Source organism: Flavobacterium sp. HSC-32F16 (assembly GCF_024171645.1).
In the GTDB taxonomy this organism is placed as follows: domain Bacteria; phylum Bacteroidota; class Bacteroidia; order Flavobacteriales; family Flavobacteriaceae; genus Flavobacterium.
In genome coordinates this window covers 124,332-145,634 of the sequence record NZ_JALKAC010000004.1, presented here as the reverse complement: position 1 = coordinate 145,634, position 21,303 = coordinate 124,332, and the positions used below count along the sequence as shown (strand labels likewise).

The following is a 21,303-nucleotide window of genomic DNA, read 5'->3' as shown; positions in this document are numbered from 1 at the left end:
TAATATCACACATTAAAAACTTACCCAATGAAAAAAATATTCTTCCTATTTATTACAGGACTAACTGTGAGCGTCTCACATTCTCAGGAAGTCTCTGACGCCTTACGATACGCACAGGACAATTTGACCGGAACTGCAAGATTCAGAGCCATGAGTGGTGCTTTTGGAGCAGTTGGAGGAGACATATCTGCTATAACCGTAAATCCAGCCGGATCTGCCATATTCAACAATAATCAAGTTGGAGTATCTTTTAGCAATCAAAATATCAAAAATAACTCTGATTATTTTGGAACCAAAATTTCCGACAAAGACAATTCTTTTACATTGAATCAAGCAGGAGCTATTTTTGTTTTTAATGACAGAAATCCCAGCAACAGCTGGAAAAAAATTGCCATTGGGGCAAGTTATGAAAGCACAAACAATTTCAACAACAATACCGTCTCTGTAGGTACTAACCCAACTAATTCTGTTGCTAATTATTTTTTAGCTTATGCTAACGGAATTCCTTTAGGCGACATAACAGGTATTCAATACAGAGACCAATTTTATGATGAACAGCAAGCTTATTTTGGGTACTATGGTCATGTGATCAATCCAGTCAATGAAAACAGCAGTTCAAACACACAATACACCTCAAATGTTCCTGCAGGAGGAAATTACTATCAGGAAAATGAAATTTATACCAGAGGATATAACACTAAATTAAGCTTCAATATAGCAACTTCATATAAAGACAGGATATATTTAGGAGCAAACTTAAATGTACATGTTACAGATTACAGAAGATCCAGTAGTTTTTATGAAGATAACGATAATGCATTAGAACCAACTGCAACTATTTCTAACTTGCGATTCAATAACGACCTTTACACATACGGAAATGGATTTTCTTTTCAATTAGGAGCTATTGCAAAAGTTACTGAAGCTTTTAGACTTGGTTTGGCTTATGAATCTAATACCTGGTATGAACTTTACGATGAACTATCTCAAACTCTTACTTCGACAAGACAAGCTAACGGAGGCCCGGAACTTTTTGAAAACATAAACCCTAATGTAGTTAACGTATACGAATCTTATACTCTACAAACTCCGGGAAAAGTTACTTTTAGCGCCGCTTATGTATTTGGAAAATCTGGTTTATTAAGCGTTGATTACGCTATTAAAGATTACGGCAATACTAAATACAAACCAACCAGCGATTTAGGTTTTAGAGGAGTTAACAACGACATCAGCAATCAACTTACCAGTACCGGAGAATTAAGAGTTGGTGCCGAATATAAAATAAAACAATTGAGTTTACGCGGTGGATATCGTTTTGAAGGAAGCCCTTATAGAAACGGAACTACAATTGGAGATTTAAACAGCTATTCAGGAGGTTTAGGCTACAGCTTTGGATCAACAAAATTAGATTTAGCTTACTCTTATTTAGAAAGAAAATCGAATCAAGGTTTCTTTGCAACAGGATTTACTGATGGCGCAAACATCACATCAAAGTTAAACAATGTTACTTTGACTTTATTATTTGAATTGTAATTAAGAATAAATAGAGGAATGGAAATTTCCGTCAGGTAAATACTTGGCGGATTTTTTTTGACCGAAAACTACCGGAAAGCTTCATAAAAAACATCTAAAAGAAACCGAAACAAGCGGTGTTTGAATAAAAAAGTGTAATTTTGCACTCCAATTTATAAAAGTATGAGAACCAAGTCTTTAAAAAAGAACAAAATTAACGTAATCACTCTTGGGTGTTCAAAAAATGTATATGACAGTGAAGTGCTTATGGGACAACTTCGTGCAAACGGAAAAGAAGTTACTCACGAAGCCACTGCAAAGGATGAAGGAAACATTATTGTAATAAACACTTGTGGCTTTATTGACAATGCGAAAGCAGAATCAGTAAACATGATTTTGGAATATGCTGATAAAAAAGACAAAGGTTTAGTTGATAAAGTTTTCGTTACCGGATGTTTATCTGAGCGTTACAGACCTGATTTAGAAAAAGAAATTCCAAATGTAGATCAATATTTTGGAACTACTGAGTTACCTCAATTATTGAAAGCTTTAGGAGCCGACTATAAACATGAATTATTAGGAGAAAGATTAACCACAACTCCTAAAAATTATGCCTATCTAAAAATTGCCGAAGGATGCGACAGACCTTGCAGTTTCTGTGCAATTCCATTAATGAGAGGTTCGCATATTTCACAGCCAATTGAAAAATTAGTTAAGGAAGCACAAGGTTTAGCCAAAAATGGCGTTAAAGAATTAATACTAATTGCTCAGGATCTAACTTATTACGGTTTAGATCTTTATAAAAAGAGAAATCTTGCAGAATTATTAGAAGCTTTAGCTGCAGTTGAAGGAATTGAATGGATTCGTCTTCATTATGCCTACCCTACCGGTTTCCCGATGGATGTTTTAGAATTAATGAAACGTGAGCCTAAAATTTGTAATTATATTGATATTCCATTACAGCATATTTCAGATTCTATTTTGAAATCGATGCGTCGTGGTACAACTCAAGCTAAAACAACGCAATTATTGAAGGATTTTCGTGCTGCGGTTCCGGGAATGGCAATTAGAACAACTTTAATTGTAGGTTACCCAGGTGAAACACAGGAAGATTTTGAAATCTTGAAAGATTTTGTTCAGGAAATGAAATTTGACAGAATGGGATGTTTTGCTTATTCTCATGAAGAAAATACTCATGCTTATTTGCTTGAAGATAATGTTCCAGACGATGTAAAACAAGCCAGAGCAAATGAAATTATGGAATTGCAGTCGCAGATTTCATGGGATTTGAATCAGGAAAAAGTTGGACAAGTTTTTAGATGTATTATTGACAGAAAAGAAGGTGCTCATTTTGTGGGAAGAACAGAATTTGACAGCCCTGATGTTGATAACGAAGTTTTAATTGATGCCTCTAAACATTATGTAAAAACTGGAGAATTTGTTAATATCAAGATAATTGAAGCAACAGAATTTGATTTATACGGAGAACCTGCTTAAATTTACCATAAACTATTGCTAACTTAGAGAAAAATACTTTTATGAAACCTATACAAAACTTAATTATTTTAGTTTTTACCTTATTCTGTTTCAACTCTGTTTCTGCTCAATACGGAAATGGATACAACAATGGCTACGGTAATGGTTATGGCGGATATGGCGGAAGAAGCGGCGGAATGGGCATGGACAGAAGCATGATGTCTGGACCACAAGCCAACACCAGTAAACCTAAAGAAATACCTGTAGAGGAAACTGCAGCTAAAATCGTGGAACAAATGAAACCAGCTGTTAATCTTGACGAACTTCAATCTATCGCAATTACCAATGTTTTTGCTGATGGTTTGAGAGAACAAGGAATCCTTTTAAAGAATGAAAGCAGTAGTCAAGACCAGAAAATGGAGCAAATGAAAGCTTTAAAAGAAAGTATGACAAAAAAAATAACGGCTTTTTTAAATCCAGATCAGGTAGAAAAGTATACCAATTTTATGGAGAATTTTAAAGAGGTTAAAAAAACTAAATCAAAAAAGAAAAAAGATAAAGACAAAGACAATAAAGAAGAAGAAAAAACAACTGAAAAAATTCAGGAATAATCGTTCAAAACTTCATAAAATGTAAACTATCATGGTAAGAAAACATTTTTGTTATCTGATCTTAGCAATTATCATAACTTCTTGCTCAACAAACCCTTATAAGACTACTGAAAAAGCTTATGATCAGCAGTTAAAGACTCTAGAAAATCAAATTACAAGCAAAGAAGCACTGTCAATACCATCGGTAAGTCCGCTTATTATTGACACTACCTATGCGTCGCAGCTTGGCATTATAAAAGATACTTTATCAAAAACAGGTTCTACTTCTTTAATAAACGGAATTAGTACAGAATGGATTGGTACTGTAAACTTTAACCTAAGAAAACCCAGTTTTGTAATTATTCATCATACTGCACAGGATTCTCTGCAGCAAACTATCAATACATTTACAAAAACCAGAACTCAGGTTAGTTCTCACTATATTATTTCCGAAAATGGAAAAGTAGTTCAAATGCTAAACGATTATTTAAGAGCTTGGCATGCAGGAAATTCAACTTGGGGAAAGAATACTGACTTAAATTCTTCATCTATTGGAATTGAACTTGACAATAATGGTTTTAAACCTTTTACAGAAGCCCAAATAAGCAGTTTAGTAGCTTTATTGACCAAGTTAAAAAAAGACTATAATATTCCCACTCAAAACTTTTTAGGTCACGCCGATATTGCGCCGGGAAGAAAGCAAGATCCAAGCGCTTTATTTCCATGGAAGACATTAGCCGAAAAAGGTTTCGGAATCTGGCCGGATGCTGTTCTAGAAGAAGCCCCTTTTGATTTTAAAATTGAACCTGCATTGAGAATTATCGGTTATAACACCAAGAATCTTTCGACAGCAATTCAGGCTTTTAAATTACATTATATACAAACAGATGCAACCTCAACTTTAGACCGAAAAACTATCGATACAATTTATTCGATTTATAAAAAACAGGTTCAGTAAGAACAGCCATTAATAAAACATAAAAAACGCATTTCTAAATTTATAGAAATGCGTTTTTTTTTAACCACTCCTGACAGCTGTCGGCATAAGAGGATTTAAAAGATTATTATTATCTGGACTGATATTTTTTGTACCACGAATTTCACTAACTTATTTATGGAGAAAAATAAATATCAGAATACTATCAAGAAAATTTATTAAGGTTTGTTGTGTAATTCTTTTCAAAATTAAACAAAATTTAATTCCTGAAAATTAGTAAAATTCGTGGCAAAAAAAATCTTTTAAATCCTCTTATGCCAATAGTTATCAGGAGTTGCAAAATAATAACCCAATAAAAAAGCTGCCAAAACATTACTATGTTTCGACAGCTCCAAAAAAAAAAAAAAAATATCAATCTTTATCTCTAGAAAGAGTATGTTGTAGCAATTAATCCGAAGAATGATCCTCCTGTCGGAGCCGCATCTTTATCTAAAAAGATATCTTCAGAAGCAGCATCGTATCTTAACTCAGGAATTATAGTAAGCTTCCCTACTTTATAGTTTAATGAAATTGTATTAGCGAATACACTTGATCCCGTTAAGGTTCCTAAACTTGGAGCAGCATCTTTAGCATCAAAATATTCTATTCTGTAAGCTAATAATAATGATGGGCTGAATGAATAATTTGCATATCCTACTAATGAGAACCATTCTCCATCTAATGTACCGTCAAAATCATGTTTTGTTTTAGCATAAGTGGCATTTAAACCCAATCCGAAACTATCGCTGATTGTTTTTGAAGCAGTCAAATCAAATTGAGTTTTGTTTTCATCTGAAACTGGAATCAAACTCCCTGGTGTAGGATTTGTACTTCCTGATGTAAAATTTAAATAAGCGCTTCCTGTTTCTCCAATATATCCAACTTGTCCTATATACGTTTTTTGACTAGATCCGGCATCCATCGCTGATTTAAAATCGGTTGGATTTGTTACACCCAGCATGGCAGTGAATTTTCCGGAAGTATATTGTGCTTTTACTCCTGTATTAAAAAATGGCCCGTAAGAAAAAGCATACGACATACTGTAGTTTTTATTATCTACCGCGTCTAATACTTCGTATCCAATGTGTGTACCAAAACTACCTGCAACAACTTTGAATTCATCTGTAATCTGGTAAGTGAAAAATAATTGTTTAATTAAAAATTTAGCGTTTATATCTTTATCTGTTGTTTCATTATATGAAAACTCTCCTGCTCTTTTCCCGAATCCTAAGTCTACAAAAACAGAGGCTTTCCCAAAAGTATGACTTGCTTCTATCGAAGCCATCCCTAATTCAAATGAATCCTGCGAGTTGGTAAAGCTCGTTAATCCATTCATTTGTTTAGAAAAATCATATTTATAGTATGCATCTGCAGACCCTCCCCAGGTTGTTGCCGGCGGAGTTGATGTATCATCCTCTTGCGCAAAAGCAAAAGAACTCGTTAACGTGGCAGCTAAAACGTAAAATACTTTTTTCATGTGTTAATTGGTTTTTAGTTATTAATTGATTTTGGTTAGTTAATCTTTTATATATCTAGTTTAATAGTATAAGTCATTTTTAAAACCTTGAATCTTCCCCTAAAACCTCTTCATTTTCATTAGCGAATTTATTAACTTTTGTATGAGTAGAATAATTGAAAACTACTTTTTTGACGTTTTAAACGAAGAATTATGGATTACAAAAATTAAACTGCCAATAATTGTTATTTGGCATTTATACCGTTTTGTTTTTGAAAATTCAACAACGTATTTTTATTAATTGACAGCAAAAAATAAGGGTAAAAATAAAATTACAACGAAAAAACAGACTAAAATAGAAAACAAACTCTTTTAAAAAACACAATACCCCATTAAAAAATAGGGGTATCTAATAAAAAATTAAAAAACAACTACAAAAAGAACCAAATTATGTATTAGAAAACCACACAGTACTCATAAGTTAAAATTCCTACAAAAACAAAATCCAAAAGCAGCCTAAAAACCATTTATAAATAACAAAGAAACTTGCCATATAGAAACAAAAAAAAGCCTGTTCAAATTTGAACAGGCTTTATAATCATACAATGAGTTTTTAAATTACTCTTTACTATTATATTTTCTTAAAAACTCTCGAACCTTGATTCCGGATTCTTTTAAATCTTCTTCTTTCCATTTTCCTTCAGATTTTGCAGACTTTTTTAAAATGGAACAAGTTTCATCTTTATCAGAAACGGACCAGGTAATCCAGCTGAGTTTTTTCGATTCCATCCAGTCAATATATTCCTGCCAGGCTTTTACATTTAAAGGTCCGTCTCCTGTAGCTTCCATACCCGCAGATTCAGAAATAAAAATAGGCAGACCTCTTTTTATAGCATCATCTGTTTTATCCCTTAGATCTTTGCCGTGTGTTGCAGCATAAAAATGCATGGTATACATTATATTATTGTATCCTAAAATTGGATCTTCAGCCGGAAGATTAACATCCTGATCCCAGTGCGGACTTCCAACCAAAATAATATTGTTTGGGTCATTCTTTCTAATAACACGTATTACTTCTTCAGAATAGGTTTTAACTTCCGCCCAGGTTTCATAATCGGGTTCATTAAATATCTCATATATAATATTAGGATACTTTGCGTATTTTTTTGACATCTCTTCAAAAAACTCTTTGGCTTCTTTCAGGTTTACATTATGACTGTGCCAATCGATAATTACATATATATCCGATTTTATAGCACCATTTACCACAGCTTCTATTTTTTCTTTTGAAAACTGCGGGTCTTTAATATAGGAGTATTCTCCAAGCTCGATTCCCATTGCTGCCCGAACCACATTACAATTGAAATCTTTTTTCAGCCAGCTTACCGCTTTTTCATTATAAAATCTTGGCCACATACTGTGCCAGCCAAAACTCAAACCGCGTAAAACAACCGGCTGATTGTTTTTATCTACCAACTGAGTCCCTAAAACACTTAACTGACCATGCTTTTTTACAAACTGTGCTTGCGAAAAACAGCAAATCAATAAAAAAGCCACCGTAATTAAATTCTTTTTTAACTTAATCATATAATTCTTTTTAAAGAGATAATTTCAATGTTATGCAATCATGAGAAGCCAATTCTGCCGTAAAGTTCTTTTTTGTATTTCCGGTTTCCTTATTGGTCCAAAGATTCTTTAATTTGAATGTTTTTTTGTTAAAATCAGCTTCATAACCAAAATCAACATCTTTAAAAGCATTCTTTTTCCAGTCGAAATTAATCTTTTTAGAGAGATCACTTCTGTTTAAAAAAGTAACTGCCCAATTTCCATCTGATAAAGGTTTTACCCAGACTTCTAATCCGTCATCGGCAGAATGCTTAAATCCCTGAATTCCTAATTTATCCTGATTTATGGCAATTAAATCTTTGTTAGTTAGAATAGCTAAGGTTTCTTTTGACATTTTTCTGTAATCATTTCCTGTAAATAATGGTGAAGAAAGCATACACCACATAGCAAAATGCGATTTATCTTCAATATCATTCATTTCGTTTCCAACTTCCATCATATCAAAATCATTCCAATGATCCGGGCCTGAATATTTACGAATATCTTTTCGCATTTCAGCAATTTTCATGAATCCCCACGAAGACCAATTTTCCGGATGTTTGAATTCGCAGTCAAAACAAGGATAAATATCGCCGGAAATTCTCCAAAGATTCCCTACAGGTTTTCCCCACTCCCACGGCTGGTTATCACCCCATTCGCAAAGACTAAAAACAATTGGCCTTCCGGCAGTTTTCAAAGCATTACTCATTGTAGTATAAGCTTCTGGCGCTGTTATTCCTTTTGTATTGCACCAATCATATTTTAAAAAATCGATTCCAAGTTTAGCATAAAAACGAGCATCCTGATATTCATAACCGCGAGTTCCCGGATATCCGGCACAAGTTTGTGTTCCGGCACAATTATAAAGTCCAAATTTTAAACCTTTGCTGTGTACATAATCTATTACTGCTTGCATTCCGCTTGGAAATTTAACGGGATCAGGAACTAAATCTCCATTTGCATCACGTTCTTTCGTCATCCAGCCATCATCTAATACTATATAATTGTAACCTGCAGCCGCCAATCCAGACGAAACCATAATATCAGCCGTTTCTTTTACTAGTTTTTCATCAATATTCGTAGCAAAAGTATTCCATGAATTCCAGCCCATTGGCGGTGTCATGGCTAAACCTTCAAATTTACCCCCTGTTTGTGTGTGCGTATTTCCTTGGCTGAAGCCAAAATTAAATGAGCTCAAAACAGCTAAGAGTACTATTGTTTTTTTCATTTTAATTTATTTTTGATATTTTATTTATTATGTGCTTATAGAAAACTTTAAATCAGAAATCTTTAATTAATGACATAAAAAACTCCAAATCGATTGTCTCGAGTTGGAGTTCTTCGTTTTAAAAGAACGTTTTTTTTTAATTCACAGCTAAGTTTTTAGTCTTTACAGTTCCATTTGCGTATGTTATCTGAAAAATATAAATCCCTGTGGTCAAAGAGGGTATTGCACTTTTAAGCGGAATGGAAGTATATGAATTTGTTAGTGAAAAGTTTAGCTTTAAAACACCTGAACTATCATAAATCCTGCATGTTCCTGTAGATTGCGAGGAAACTGCATTAGCCGTAATGGTAATATTACCATTATTATATGGATTTGGAGACAAAGTAAAATCATAATTTGTTCCCGGATTAGGCGTAGTATTAGAACAACCTGTTAGATTTAATGAAACCGAATTACCATAGGAAGTCGATGACAAATTATTTGACTGACATCCTGATATTGGGGTTGTTTCAGTTATATTATATATAAAATAAGGCTGACCGTTTAATGGCAGTTTTAATTCGAAAATATTTTTAGACGTTTGTGTTATAATAATACTTGCATCTGCTATAGTTGGTGTAATTGAAAAATTGGTATTTGAACTTGGATTTGGATTAGGCGTCACGGTCAATGTTATAATATGATATTGAGGTGTACAGTAATCATTTGTTTTAGAAACTATGTAACTAGGCTGTACTGGCATTTGCGGTGAAACAAATACAATTTGTCTTTGTGCTACAACTGTTCCTGCATTTTTAAATTGTACGGTAAGCGTTTGTCCTCCGGCAATAGTACCAGGATTTTTGTACACTACTTTAGAAAGAGATAATGGCGATGGGTTTCCAGAAAATGTTACACTGGGATCACTGCAGCTCCATACTACTTCATCATAAGATGGACCTGGGGCTACAACTGAATAGGACGGACCCGATGCTAAACAGTAAGGATTTAAACCCAAAATTTCCTGAGCATTCAAATGAAAGCTCATTAAAATCAACATAAAACTAAATAAACTAAGTTTTTGTTTTGTCGAAAATTGAAAGTCATTTTTTTTCATAATTTTTTCTTTTTGATTAGTTATAATGACAATAAATTTAACCACAAAAACATACGAAAAAAGATACTATTTTTTCAAAAAACAATACTATAAAAACATATAACAATTTGAATATCAACAAACAAACCCAAATAATTTAAAAAAAATATTCCCTAATTGAGTAGATTAGGGAATATTTAAACAAAACTCAAAACCAAAAATTGTTTTTACTTCATTATTTTAAAATAAAACCAATATTATCCAAATAATAGTTTGATTTCTCTCCTGTAAAATCTTTTATTACAAGAGTCTGCAAACCTGTTATTGCAAAAGGCCAAGAACTCCAAGGCAAATTGTATTCTTTCCATTGTGTAGTTACTTCAATAACTTTAGAATCAGGATCTGACCAATTTCCGTTTAAGATAACAGCTACTTTACCTGCTTTATCTCCTTTTATCCATAATCTAAGACCACTGTAGTTTGCCATGTCCAGAGTTGCCCAGTCTTTATTTCTAAATTGGTTGCCGCTCCATCCATCATTAATAGATTTAATCATAACTTTTCCTTGTGCAGCTCCTGAACTTTCTAAAGTAACTTTACCTTCTGGACCGTCAAACATCCAGTCGTTGTACCAAACATCATCAAACAATGCTGTTCCAACTGCTTCCTTAGAAGTTGCAGAACCAGAAATATTAGCAACTGACACATATTTATTTGCCGCATTTGCCGGCATTTTAAATGTAATCTCTGTTAAGCTTGAAGAAAGAACCGGAACATCTACAGTACCAACTTTAACAACAGGATCTAAAAAATAATCACCATAAACCGTTACGACATCACCTTCAACTGCATTAATTGGATTATAGCTGTCAAGTCTTGGTGTTGGAGGCGCTATAACAAAATCATACAAAATTGTCCCTTGCTTTGTAACCAATTTCAATTTATTACTTGCATTAGCAAAAGGTGTTTTTTCATCTATTAAAACAAAAATTGCAGTATCAGTAACTAATGTAGGATTGAAATAGGTATCAAAATCATTAAAATAAATTTTTGTTACACCAGCAAGACCTGTTCCCTGAATTATATAATAATTTTTAGGATCTCCTACTGTAACCGGAATCAAATCACCCTCTACAGATTTTGCAATACTTGTAATTACAGGTGCTCCTGAACTGCCAGAAGAATCATCATTATCACATGATGAAAACACACCTACTACCATACATGCCATCGCGATGAAAGGCAAAAGGTATTTTATTTTTATATTTTTCATATTAGTCAAATTTTAGAAATTATTTAAAAGTATACGGAACTGGTGCCTGCAATAACTTAGGGTTTTTAGCCACCTCGTTATCCGGATAATCCATATAGAAATCATTTGTTGCGTGATCTTCGCTATACACAGGTGTAAAATGACGTTCTCCAAATTTATCTCCTCTATTTTGAGCTGACATAATTGCGATCGCTTTTGTTTTATCGATACGTCCTAAATCAAACCAATAATCTCCTTCAAAACACAATTCTTTTCTTCTTTCTAAAAATATATCATCGAAAGTAATTGAAGCCAAATCTGCCAGACCAGCTCTTTTTCTAACTGCATTGATTGATCTCAAAGCTGAAGCATCAGATGTGCTTGCTGCTCCGGCTAAAACAGCTTCTGCATGAATTAGTAATAATTCGGCATAACGCATTACATATGTATTATTATCCATCATATTAAAAGGATCTACCGGACCTGTAACATTTCCATTTACAACACCAATACAATATTTTTTGATTGCACCGCCAGAATCCTGAGCCAGATTTTTGTTAGAAGGCACAGTAAATCCAATTCCTTCGGTTGTTTTTATCGTTGGATATGTTGCTCCTGCAACCATTACAGTTTCATGTTTTCTTAAATCGCCTTCGCCATACAAAGAAAGGATTACTTCCTGGCTTGGACCAAAAACCCCTGCATAAGAAGCATTTGAAGTAGAAAGTTTACCATCAATAAATCCAAATTGTGTATTACAATTGTTTGCAGATCCATAACCTCCGTCACCCTTCCACTGAATAGCGAAAATAGACTCTTCATTATTATTGTTTGCATAAGTAAATAAGTCTGCAAAACTTTTTCCAGGAAGCTCATCTCCGCCTAACAGTTTAAATTCACCGCTGTTAATAACAGTCTCTGCCATCGCTCTTGCTTTAGCATAATCTTTTTGATACAAATATACTTTTGCCAGCAAAGCTCTTGCAGAACCTTTAGAAACGTGTCCGTTATTAGCATAATTCGTTCCTCTGTTTTTTGCTGCTAATAAATCAATAGCTTTTAGATAATCAGACGTAATTAAGGTATAAATATCAGCTACAGTATTTGTATTTACATACGGATTACTGGTATAATCTAGCGGGTTTTCGATAATTGGCACCGGTCCCCAAAGTCTAACTAAATCAAAATAAGCAGTTGCTCTTATAAAATAAGCTTCACCAATAGTATTATTCAATACATCTTGAGATACAGCTGATCCAACTCTTGAGCTTAGAAAATTGATAATCATGTTAGACTGCTGCACATTTGCCCACAAAGACGACCAGCCATTTACTAATTCCGGATCACTTCCGTTTAAAGAAAAAGTTCGTAAGCCGCTTACGTCAGGAGAACCAGAATACATATTTCCGGAACCAACCTCTAGTGCCCACCAAAACTTATTATACATTTGAAACCAGGTTCTGCTGTACATACCATTTGTTGCTGACACTACCTGATCATTTGTGCTGTAATAAGAATCTAAACTTATTCCGTCTTCAGAAGGTCTGTCAGTAAAATCATCCTGACAAGATCCTAAAGTCAAAAATGCCACTGCTGTAAAAAGCAAGCTATATCTATTTAAAAAAGATTTCTTTTTCATTTTTTTAATTTTTAAAATTCTAAGTTAAGTCCAACTAAAAATGTTCTTGCCACCGGATATCTTCCGTTATCAATTCCTGATAAAAGCACATTTTGATTAAATGAACCAATCTCTGGATCATAACCTGAATAATTCGTAAACGTATATAAGTTTTGAGCAGATCCATACAATCTTAATCTCGATATCTTATATTTAGAAATTACATCCTGAGGTAAAGAATAACCTAGTGTAATGTTTTGAATTCTTAAGTATGAACCATCCTCAACATAACGATCAGAAATAAGCAAATTGTTATTTGCTGAATCAGCAATTGGTCGTGGGTTATTACTTGCCGAATTGGTTGGCGAATAATAATCCATCGCTTCCACTAATTGATTATCATACAATGAAGCATTTGTTGTACCTGCTCTTCTAGTCAAATTCATAACATCATTTCCGTATGATCCCTGAAGAAAAATAGAAAGATCAACATTTTTGTATCTGAAATTATTTGTAAATCCATAAGTGAATTTTGGATGTGGATTTCCAATAAATGTTTTATCATTTGCATCAATTTTTCCGTCTCCATTTACATCAACATACTTAACATCACCCAAAGCAGTTTCTCCTGTTCCTGTCCCTACAGCTTGTCCAAACTGAAGCGGCGCGTTGTTTAAAACCGTTTGATCTTTAAAGATCCCGTCTGTTTTATATCCGTAAAACAATCCAATTGGGTTTCCTACCGTGGTATTGGTCACAACAACAGGCTGATATCCGTTAGTATTAACTTCCTGAGTTAACACAATTCCATTTGCGATTTCATCCAGATTGTTTTTATAATGAGAAATAACCAAAGAAGTATCCCAGTTAAATTTCCCTGCAGATCTTAAATCATAGCCTAAAGTAATATCATATCCTTTATTACTCATTGTTCCTAAGTTAGAGTATGGAGCTGAAACCCCTCCGTACTGACCTCCGCCGCCTGTTAAATAAAGAGGCAATGGCACTTGAAACAGAAATCCTTTTGATTTTTTATCATATACGTCAAAACTTGCAGAAAGTTTATTATCTAATAATGTAAAATCGAGACCTAAATTCGTTTGGTTTAACGATTCCCAAACTAAATCCGGATTTGGATAATTTGATGGTAAAAACCCGCTTCCTAAACCAGAATTTTGAACTCCTAACATGGCAGAATAGCTGTTGTTTGGTATTTGCTGGTTTCCGGTTTCTCCGTAACCAATTCTAAATTTAATATTGTCTACATATTTACGAGTTCCTTCCATGAAAGATTCGTTAGATAATTTCCAAGAACCAGAAATCGCATTGAAAACCCCTTTTTGATTCCCTGTAGATGGATCAAATTTAGACGAGATATCCTGTCTAATTGAAGCCATTACACTGTATTTATCATTAAAGTCATAAATAATACGCGCAAAAAGAGACGAAAGCGAAGCACTTCCTTTATATTGCGTAATCGTGTTATTATCAGGATCTGCTAAATTAATAGTGTGAATTGTGTTCGTCTTAAAATCATGAGCAGATGCAATTAAACCTTCCCAATGAGAATCATTTGCTTCCTGACCAGCCAAAAGTGTAATTTTATGTTTACCAAAAGTCCTGTCGTAAGTCAATAAATTTTTAATGTTTGTAGAATACCAGTTTTGTCTTCTTACATCTAAATCTGCCGTTACATTAGTCTGACTTCCCCAAGCATAAGAAGGCCTGAAATCATCATTTTCAGAAAACTCTGTATTTGCCGCTATTTCAATACGGTATTTTAAACCTTTAAAAATATCTGCCTCAGCATAAACATTTCCTAAGAAATTTTTTCTAACTAATTTATTTTCTCTGGTTAATGCCTCAGCAACAGGATTATAATAAGTAACACTTTGCTCAGAAGATGGCGGCCCAGCAAATGATCCGTCAGTATTTCTAACCGGAATATCTGGAGATTGTAACAACGTATTTGAAATTAATCCAGAAAAACTTTGATTTACAGTAATTCTCTCATTTGTAATACCGCCTGTTAAATTTCCTCCAACTCTTAACCAAGGTTTGATTTTAGAATCTAAATTCAACCTAACTGTATATCTTTTTAATCCAGAATTGATAATTGTTCCTTCGTTATCTAAATAACTTCCAGACAAATAATAACTTGTACCATCTTTAGCACCCGAAAACGAAAGCTGATGACTGTTAGAAATAGCAGTCCTGTAGACTTCATCCTGCCAGTTTGTACCAGCACCTAACAATTCAGGATGAGAAAACTCCTGACGAGTCTGAAAACCCCATTGTTTCGCTAAATTTGTTTTTAAAGTCGCATATTCTGAAAGCGTTAAAACATCTAATTTATTTGTTACCGAAGCAAAAGAAGTATAGTTTTCATACGAAATTTTTCCGCCTCCTTTTCTACCCGATTTAGTCGTAATAATAATAACACCATTTGCTCCGCGAGATCCATAAATTGCAGTTGCCGAAGCATCTTTCAAAATATCCATCGACTCAATATCATTTGGATTAATCATCGACAGCGGGCTCATTGCTGTATTACCACTTCCACCAGTAGCAGAAAATCCATCTTTACCAGCTAAAGTCTGACCACTTGTAGATTTACCAGTTGCATCTCCAGAAATTGGCACACCATCAATTACATACAAAGGTTCGTTTGTTCCTGTAATAGAAGTAGTTCCACGAACTCTAACAGAAGCAGCACCGCCCGGTTGTCCAGAGTTATTGGTAACCGAAACACCGGCTGCTTTACCCTGAAGCATTTGATCGATAGAAACCTGCTTTAAATTTTCAATATCTTTTGCTCTTACCGAAGATATAGCACCATTTACATCTTTCTTTTTCTGGGTTCCATATCCAATTACAACAACCTCTTTTAAGTCTTCTGAAGTTGATTTTAAAGAAATATTGATTTTTGTTCGACCCGAAACGGCAATTCTTTGAGAGTCAAAACCGATAAATGTTACAATCAAAGTTCCGTTTGCAGGAGCATCGATACTATATTTACCATCAAAGTCTGAAGATGCAGAGTTTTTAGATCCAACAACAGAAATGTTGGCTCCGGGAATTGTCATTCCTTTCTCATCAGACACTATTCCTGTTATTTTAACCTGAGCAGTAATAAAATTACTAGTCAACAGCAAGAATAAAATCAAAGGAACCGCTCTGTGGTTAGCATTCCAATGAATAAAGTTAGTCATTAGTTTTTTCATAATAAATGTTTGGTTAGTTTAAATTTGTTTTATTCATAATTAAGTAATAAAGTGGCGTGAATTATCTTCTAAATTATTTAACAAATCTATAACAGAACAAAACATCAAATCGATAGTATTACATCATTTAATGATAATATTTTTACTATATCGCCTTAAAAAAACAAATATCAAAATAAAACCAACCAAAAAATACATTATTCGCAATGACACCACCCTTAACTACTACAAATTATAAATAAAAGTTAACGAAATTGGCAAAATCAAACGTTTTCGTTAAAAATAATATTTAATTGTGCAAAAAAAGTATCACTATAATATTCGTTTTAACCCAGAAAAATCTTCCCTGTATTGGCTTGGTGTACAGTTTTTAATAGCTTTAAAACTGCGGTTGAAGTTCGCGATATTATTAAAACCGGATTTGAACGCAACCTCAGAAACACTCATGTCTTTTTCTACAAGCCAGCGCGCAGCATATCCAATCCGTATATCATTTATATAATTGACAAAAGTTTTTCCGGTACGTTTTTTTATAAATCGATTAAAAGAAATAATCGACATACTTGCAACATTTGCCACATCTTCTAAAGTAATTTTTTCGGCAAAATGTTTTTGCACATATTCATAAACCAGTTTCATTTTATCATAATCATCAAATTTGTCATAATCTACTGTATAAGTAGAAAGCAGTCTTTGATTTCTGGAATTGGCAAGATCATATAATAACGAAGTAATTTCTAAGAAATAATCAATACCGTCCAGTTTAGACAACCTCACAAGCCGTGGAGTCAATTCTTCGGCGACTTTTTTAGAAAACAAAATTCCGTGAATTGAACGATTAAACATATCACGAATAGGATTCATAATACGTCTGGCAAGCAAAGATTCATGAAATAAATCATTATGAAACTGAATCGTTATTTCATGAATTTTTTTATTAGTACACTTATTAAGTTCCCAGCCGTGATATAAATTTGGCCCAATCAACACCAATTCAACATTGTCAATTTCTTCAATATTATCCCCAACAACACGCCTTACCCCTTTTCCATTCAAAATAAAATTAATCTCAAATTCAGGATGATAATGAACGGGAAAATCAAAACTGTCTTTTACTCTGTCAAAAACCAAAAAACTATCTCCGGCAGAAAGCGGCGCGATCTCTCTATAAAAATTTTTAGCTGTACTCATTTTCTTAAAAACTGTTTTAGCAAAATTAGATTTCTTTTTTTCCTGCAATAATATGATATATAATTGATAAAATAATATTGATTAAGCTATAAACATACATTTATCTTTGAAAAATAAAATTATCAACTTTACAAAAACAGTATTAATAATAAACATTAATCATTTTTAATGCTTCATCTTTTTATAGTTTTAATAATTTTATCAGGAAAACAATACTGAATTACAAATAGACAAAAACAGCTTTAGTTAACATCTGTTATTTTTAATAAATAACAGGAATATGCTGAAAAACAACATTTTCAAAAATGAAAAAATACTTTTACAAGCTTTTGATCACTGCTTTTATAGGAACTTCGTGTTCTGCCCAGCATAATAATAGTAATACGAATTTGTCACTTTCAGATAAAAAAGCAACACCAGAAACCATTCTTCTATATAAAAATCTAAACAAACTAGTACAAAAAGGATATCTTTTTGGTCATCAGGATGACTTAGCTTATGGCGTAAACTGGAAATACGAAAACAACCGAAGCGACATTAAAGATGTCGCAGGAGATTATCCGGCAGTTTACGGCTGGGACATTGCCGGCTTAGAAAAAGATGATATCAATAATATTGACGGAGTTCCTTTTGACAAAATGAAACAATATATTATTCAGGCAAATGAAAGAGGTGGAATCTCCACAATAAGCTGGCATTTTGATAATCCGGCAACAGGAAAAAACGCTTGGGACAATACGCCAAATTCTCTTAAAACGATTTTACCCGGAGGCCAAAACCACCAAAAATTCATTTCCTGGCTTGACAAAGCATCAAATTTCTTTCTTTCACTAAAAGATAAAAAAGGAAAAAATATTCCAATTCTTTTTAGACCTTATCATGAACTTACCGGAGGCTGGTTTTGGTGGGGAAAAGGAAATTGTACTCCCGAAGAATTTAAAACAGCGTGGAAATTCACTTTCGAGTATCTTCAGAAAAAAGGCGTTCACAATCTTATCTATGTGTACAATACCAGTAGTTTCAGTACAAAAGAAGATTTTCTGGCCAATTATCCGGGCGATGATTTTGCCGATATGATAAGCTTTGATTCTTATCAAAACAATAACGATAAAGACGGAAAAAAATTTATTGAAGAAGTTCAAAACCAATTGAAAATAATCAGCGAAATTGGTCATGAAAAACATAAATTAACTGCTATTGCCGAAGCCGGTTACGAAGCTGTTCCAGATCCAAAATGGTGGACAGGAACTTTTTCTAAAGCCATTGGCGACTATAAAATTTCATATGTTTTATTGTGGAGAAACCATGGCTGGCAGGAAAATGAGAAAAAAATGCATTATTACGCACCTTTTAAAGGACAGCTAAGCGAAAAAGATTTTATTGAGTATTACAATCTTGATAAAACCTTATTTGAAAAAGACATTAAAAAAGCTTTAAAATAATTGCCAGACTCAAAAATCAAAACCTTAAAATAACCACTCAATGCACGACAAAATTAGTTTAAAAGAAAAAATTGGTTACGGACTTGGAGACGCCGCTTCATCTATGTTCTGGAAAATCTTTAGTATGTATCTTCTGTTTTTCTATACCGATGTTTTCGGATTAGCGCCTGCCGTAGTAGGAACCATGTTTTTGATTACCCGAATTTGGGATTCCTGCTTTGACCCAATTGTGGGCATCATTGCTGACAGAACCAAAACGAAATGGGGAAAATTCAGGCCTTACTTATTATGGGTTGCCGTGCCTTTTGCCGTGATTGGAGTTTTAACCTTTTATACTCCGGATTTTGACGAAAAAGGAAAAATAATCTACGCCTATGTAACTTATTCTTTAATGATGATGATTTACTCCTTAATCAACGTTCCGTACGCATCACTTCTGGGCGTAATGTCGTCTGATAGAAAAGATAGAAACACGTTATCCTCTTACAGAATGGTTTTCGCATTTGGCGGTAGTCTTTTAGCCCTTTGGCTGATTGAACCTCTTGTAAATTATTTCGGCGGAAGCCTAAATTCTAAAACAGGCTGGCTGGCTACAATTGCCATTTTTGGAATTATTACGACTATTTTTTTCTGGGCTTGTTTTGCCTTCACAAAAGAAAGAGTAAAACCTATAGAAAACGAGCAATCAAACTTAAAAGAAGATTTAAAAGATCTTTTAAAAAATAAACCCTGGTGGATTTTATTAGGAGCCGGAATCGGGACTTTGGTTTTTAATTCTATCAGAGACGGTGCTGCCGTTTACTATTTCAAATATTATGTAAGCAGTAACGTTAATTTTGACTTTTCGCTTTTTGGAACCGATTTCCACATGACTCCAACTTCAATTTATTTGGTTTTGGGTCAGGCAGCCAATATCATCGGAGTTATTATTGCTACACCAATTGCTAATAAAATTGGCAAAAAGAAAACCTTTTTTGGCGCCATGGCAATCGCTGCAATTCTAAGTTTAGTTTTCTATTTCTTTGGAAAAGAAGATGTATTCCTAATCATGAGTTTTCAGGTTTTAATCAGCATTTGCGCCGGATGTATTTTCCCGTTAATCTGGTCAATGTACGCAGACAGCGCCGATTATTCTGAATGGAAACAAGGTCGCAGAGCCACAGGATTAGTTTTCTCAGCTTCATCAATGTCGCAAAAATTTGGATGGACCATTGGCGGAGCCGGAACCGGATGGCTTTTAGGGTATTATGGTTTTCAGGCCAATGTCGAGCAGACAGCAGTAACCCAAAACGGAATTCAGTTAATGTTAAGCATTCTTCCTGCAATCGCAGCCGCAATATCAGTTCTTTTCATTTTATTCTATCCTTTATCCGAAGAAAAACTGCAAGCGATAGAACAAGATTTAAACGAAAAAAGAGACCAATCAAACTAAAAAAATAAATCAGATACCGAAATCAAAAAATATGACAACAATATCCTCTTCGACTACTTTTCAAAACCGAAAAGCAGCATTAGAAAAAGAACATAAAACATTAATCGAGCAAAAAAATGCACCACAGGAAAATGCAGGAAACGGAATTTACCAGCGATATCAAAACCCTGTCGTTACCGCATCTCACGTTCCGTTAAACTGGCGTTTTGATCTAAACGAAAAAACAAATCCGTTTTTACAGGAAAGAATCGGGATGAATGCCGCTTTCAACGCCGGAGCAATGAAATGGAACGGAAAATACCTTTTGGCTGTTCGCGTAGAAGGCATCGACAGAAAATCATTCTTTGCCATTGCAGAAAGTCCAAATGGTGTAGATAATTTCAAATTTTGGGACAAACCCTGCGTAATTCCACAAACCGAAGAACCAGACACCAACGTTTACGATATGCGTTTAATAAGCCACGAAGACGGCTGGGTTTACGGTATTTTTTGTACCGAAAGAAAAGATCCAAAAGCCCCAAAAGGCGATACAAGTTCGGCTGTAGCCAATGCAGGAATCGTACGTTCTAAAGATTTAGTAAACTGGGAAAGATTACCCGATTTAATTTCGAATACAGGACAGCAGCGAAATGTAGTATTGCATCCAGAATTTGTAAACGGAAAATACGCACTTTACACACGTCCACAAGACGGTTTTATTGATGTTGGAGCTGGAGGCGGAATTGGTTTAGGATACGTTGATGATATGACAAATCCGGTGGTAAAAGACGAAAAAATCATTTTTGGAAAACAATATCATACCATTTATGAATTAAAAAACGGACTTGGCCCTGCTCCTATCAAAACCGAAAAAGGCTGGTTACACCTGGCACACGGAGTTCGAAATACTGCCGCAGGATTACGCTACACTCTATATATGTTCATGACCGATTTAAATGATATTTCCAAAGTAACTTACGTTCCCGCCGGACATTTTATGGGACCGGAAGGAATTGAAAGAGTTGGTGACGTATCGAATGTTTTGTTTTCTAATGGATGGATTGAGGATGAAAACGGAACTGTTTATGTGTACTACGCATCATCAGATACGAGAATGCACGTTGCTGTTTCTTCTGTAGCTAAATTGGTAGATTATGTAACTAATGCTCCTGCAGATACTTTTATTTCGGCAGGTTCTGTTGAAACGATAATCAATCAGATCGAAAAAAATAACGCAATATAATACA

16 protein-coding genes are annotated in these 21,303 nt (G+C 34.1%); 8 read left to right on the top strand and 8 right to left on the bottom strand.

Features of this window, described 5'->3' with window-relative positions:
• Nucleotides 1-27: 27 nt before the first annotated feature.
• The 4 genes from L1276_RS13955 (at nt 28) to L1276_RS13940 (ending at nt 4,536) form a co-directional block, all read left to right on the top strand.
• Nucleotides 28-1,533, top strand: coding sequence for an OmpP1/FadL family transporter (locus L1276_RS13955; protein ID WP_253788768.1), 1,506 nt, complete (start codon nt 28-30; stop codon nt 1,531-1,533).
• A 162-nt stretch (nt 1,534-1,695) separates the two neighbouring features.
• Nucleotides 1,696-3,009, top strand: a complete 1,314-nt coding sequence (gene rimO, locus L1276_RS13950; RefSeq protein ID WP_253788766.1) for a 30S ribosomal protein S12 methylthiotransferase RimO — start codon at nt 1,696-1,698, stop codon at nt 3,007-3,009.
• 41 nt (nt 3,010-3,050) lie between these two features.
• Nucleotides 3,051-3,599: a hypothetical protein gene (locus L1276_RS13945; protein WP_253788764.1), complete on the top strand. Its 549-nt coding sequence runs from the start codon at nt 3,051-3,053 to the stop codon at nt 3,597-3,599.
• A 31-nt stretch (nt 3,600-3,630) separates the two neighbouring features.
• Entirely contained in the window at nt 3,631-4,536 is a 906-nt protein-coding gene (locus L1276_RS13940) for an N-acetylmuramoyl-L-alanine amidase (protein WP_253788762.1), read from the top strand.
• A gap of 403 nt (nt 4,537-4,939) precedes the next feature.
• Here the strand turns inward: L1276_RS13940 and L1276_RS13935 are convergent, their stop codons facing one another.
• Entirely contained in the window at nt 4,940-6,031 is a 1,092-nt protein-coding gene (locus tag L1276_RS13935) for an outer membrane beta-barrel protein (protein ID WP_253788759.1), read from the bottom strand.
• Between the two features lie 142 nt (nt 6,032-6,173).
• Between L1276_RS13935 and L1276_RS13930 the strand changes: the two genes are divergently transcribed.
• Entirely contained in the window at nt 6,174-6,311 is a 138-nt protein-coding gene (locus L1276_RS13930; protein ID WP_253788757.1) for a hypothetical protein, read from the top strand.
• Nucleotides 6,312-6,628: 317 nt separating this feature from the next.
• Here the strand turns inward: L1276_RS13930 and L1276_RS13925 are convergent, their stop codons facing one another.
• From L1276_RS13925 to L1276_RS13895, 7 genes are all read right to left on the bottom strand, one after another.
• Nucleotides 6,629-7,597 carry a glycoside hydrolase family 5 protein gene (locus L1276_RS13925; RefSeq protein WP_253788755.1) on the bottom strand — a complete coding sequence of 323 codons (969 nt, stop codon included), beginning with the start codon at nt 7,595-7,597 and terminating at the stop codon, nt 6,629-6,631.
• A gap of 10 nt (nt 7,598-7,607) precedes the next feature.
• Entirely contained in the window at nt 7,608-8,843 is a 1,236-nt protein-coding gene (locus L1276_RS13920) for a glycoside hydrolase family 27 protein (protein ID WP_253788753.1), read from the bottom strand.
• A 136-nt stretch (nt 8,844-8,979) separates the two neighbouring features.
• Nucleotides 8,980-9,939: a T9SS type A sorting domain-containing protein gene (locus L1276_RS13915; RefSeq protein WP_253788751.1), complete on the bottom strand. Its 960-nt coding sequence runs from the start codon at nt 9,937-9,939 to the stop codon at nt 8,980-8,982.
• Between the two features lie 214 nt (nt 9,940-10,153).
• The gene (locus tag L1276_RS13910; protein ID WP_253788750.1) at nt 10,154-11,191 is read right to left on the bottom strand and encodes an IPT/TIG domain-containing protein; all 1,038 of its coding nucleotides are present in this window, start codon (nt 11,189-11,191) and stop codon (nt 10,154-10,156) included.
• A 19-nt stretch (nt 11,192-11,210) separates the two neighbouring features.
• Entirely contained in the window at nt 11,211-12,809 is a 1,599-nt protein-coding gene (locus L1276_RS13905; protein ID WP_253788748.1) for a RagB/SusD family nutrient uptake outer membrane protein, read from the bottom strand.
• Between the two features lie 11 nt (nt 12,810-12,820).
• Nucleotides 12,821-16,012, bottom strand: a complete 3,192-nt coding sequence (locus tag L1276_RS13900) for a TonB-dependent receptor (protein ID WP_253788746.1) — start codon at nt 16,010-16,012, stop codon at nt 12,821-12,823.
• A gap of 312 nt (nt 16,013-16,324) precedes the next feature.
• Complete coding sequence (locus L1276_RS13895; protein ID WP_073408829.1) at nt 16,325-17,203, bottom strand: AraC family transcriptional regulator; 879 nt, start codon at nt 17,201-17,203, stop codon at nt 16,325-16,327.
• Nucleotides 17,204-17,508: 305 nt separating this feature from the next.
• Here L1276_RS13895 and L1276_RS13890 point away from each other — a divergent pair, with 305 nt between their 5' ends.
• Genes L1276_RS13890 through L1276_RS13880 form a run of 3 tightly spaced genes read left to right on the top strand, consistent with a single transcriptional unit; the run spans nt 17,509 to nt 21,299 of the window.
• A complete protein-coding gene (locus L1276_RS13890) occupies nt 17,509-18,645 on the top strand; it encodes a glycoside hydrolase family 26 protein (RefSeq protein ID WP_253788745.1) in 1,137 nt (378 codons plus the stop codon).
• Between the two features lie 40 nt (nt 18,646-18,685).
• On the top strand, nt 18,686-20,077 hold the full coding sequence (locus L1276_RS13885; protein ID WP_253788743.1) for an MFS transporter: 1,392 nt from the start codon (nt 18,686-18,688) through the stop codon (nt 20,075-20,077).
• A 31-nt stretch (nt 20,078-20,108) separates the two neighbouring features.
• Complete coding sequence (locus L1276_RS13880; RefSeq protein WP_253788741.1) at nt 20,109-21,299, top strand: glycosidase; 1,191 nt, start codon at nt 20,109-20,111, stop codon at nt 21,297-21,299.
• Nucleotides 21,300-21,303: the final 4 nt, after the last annotated feature.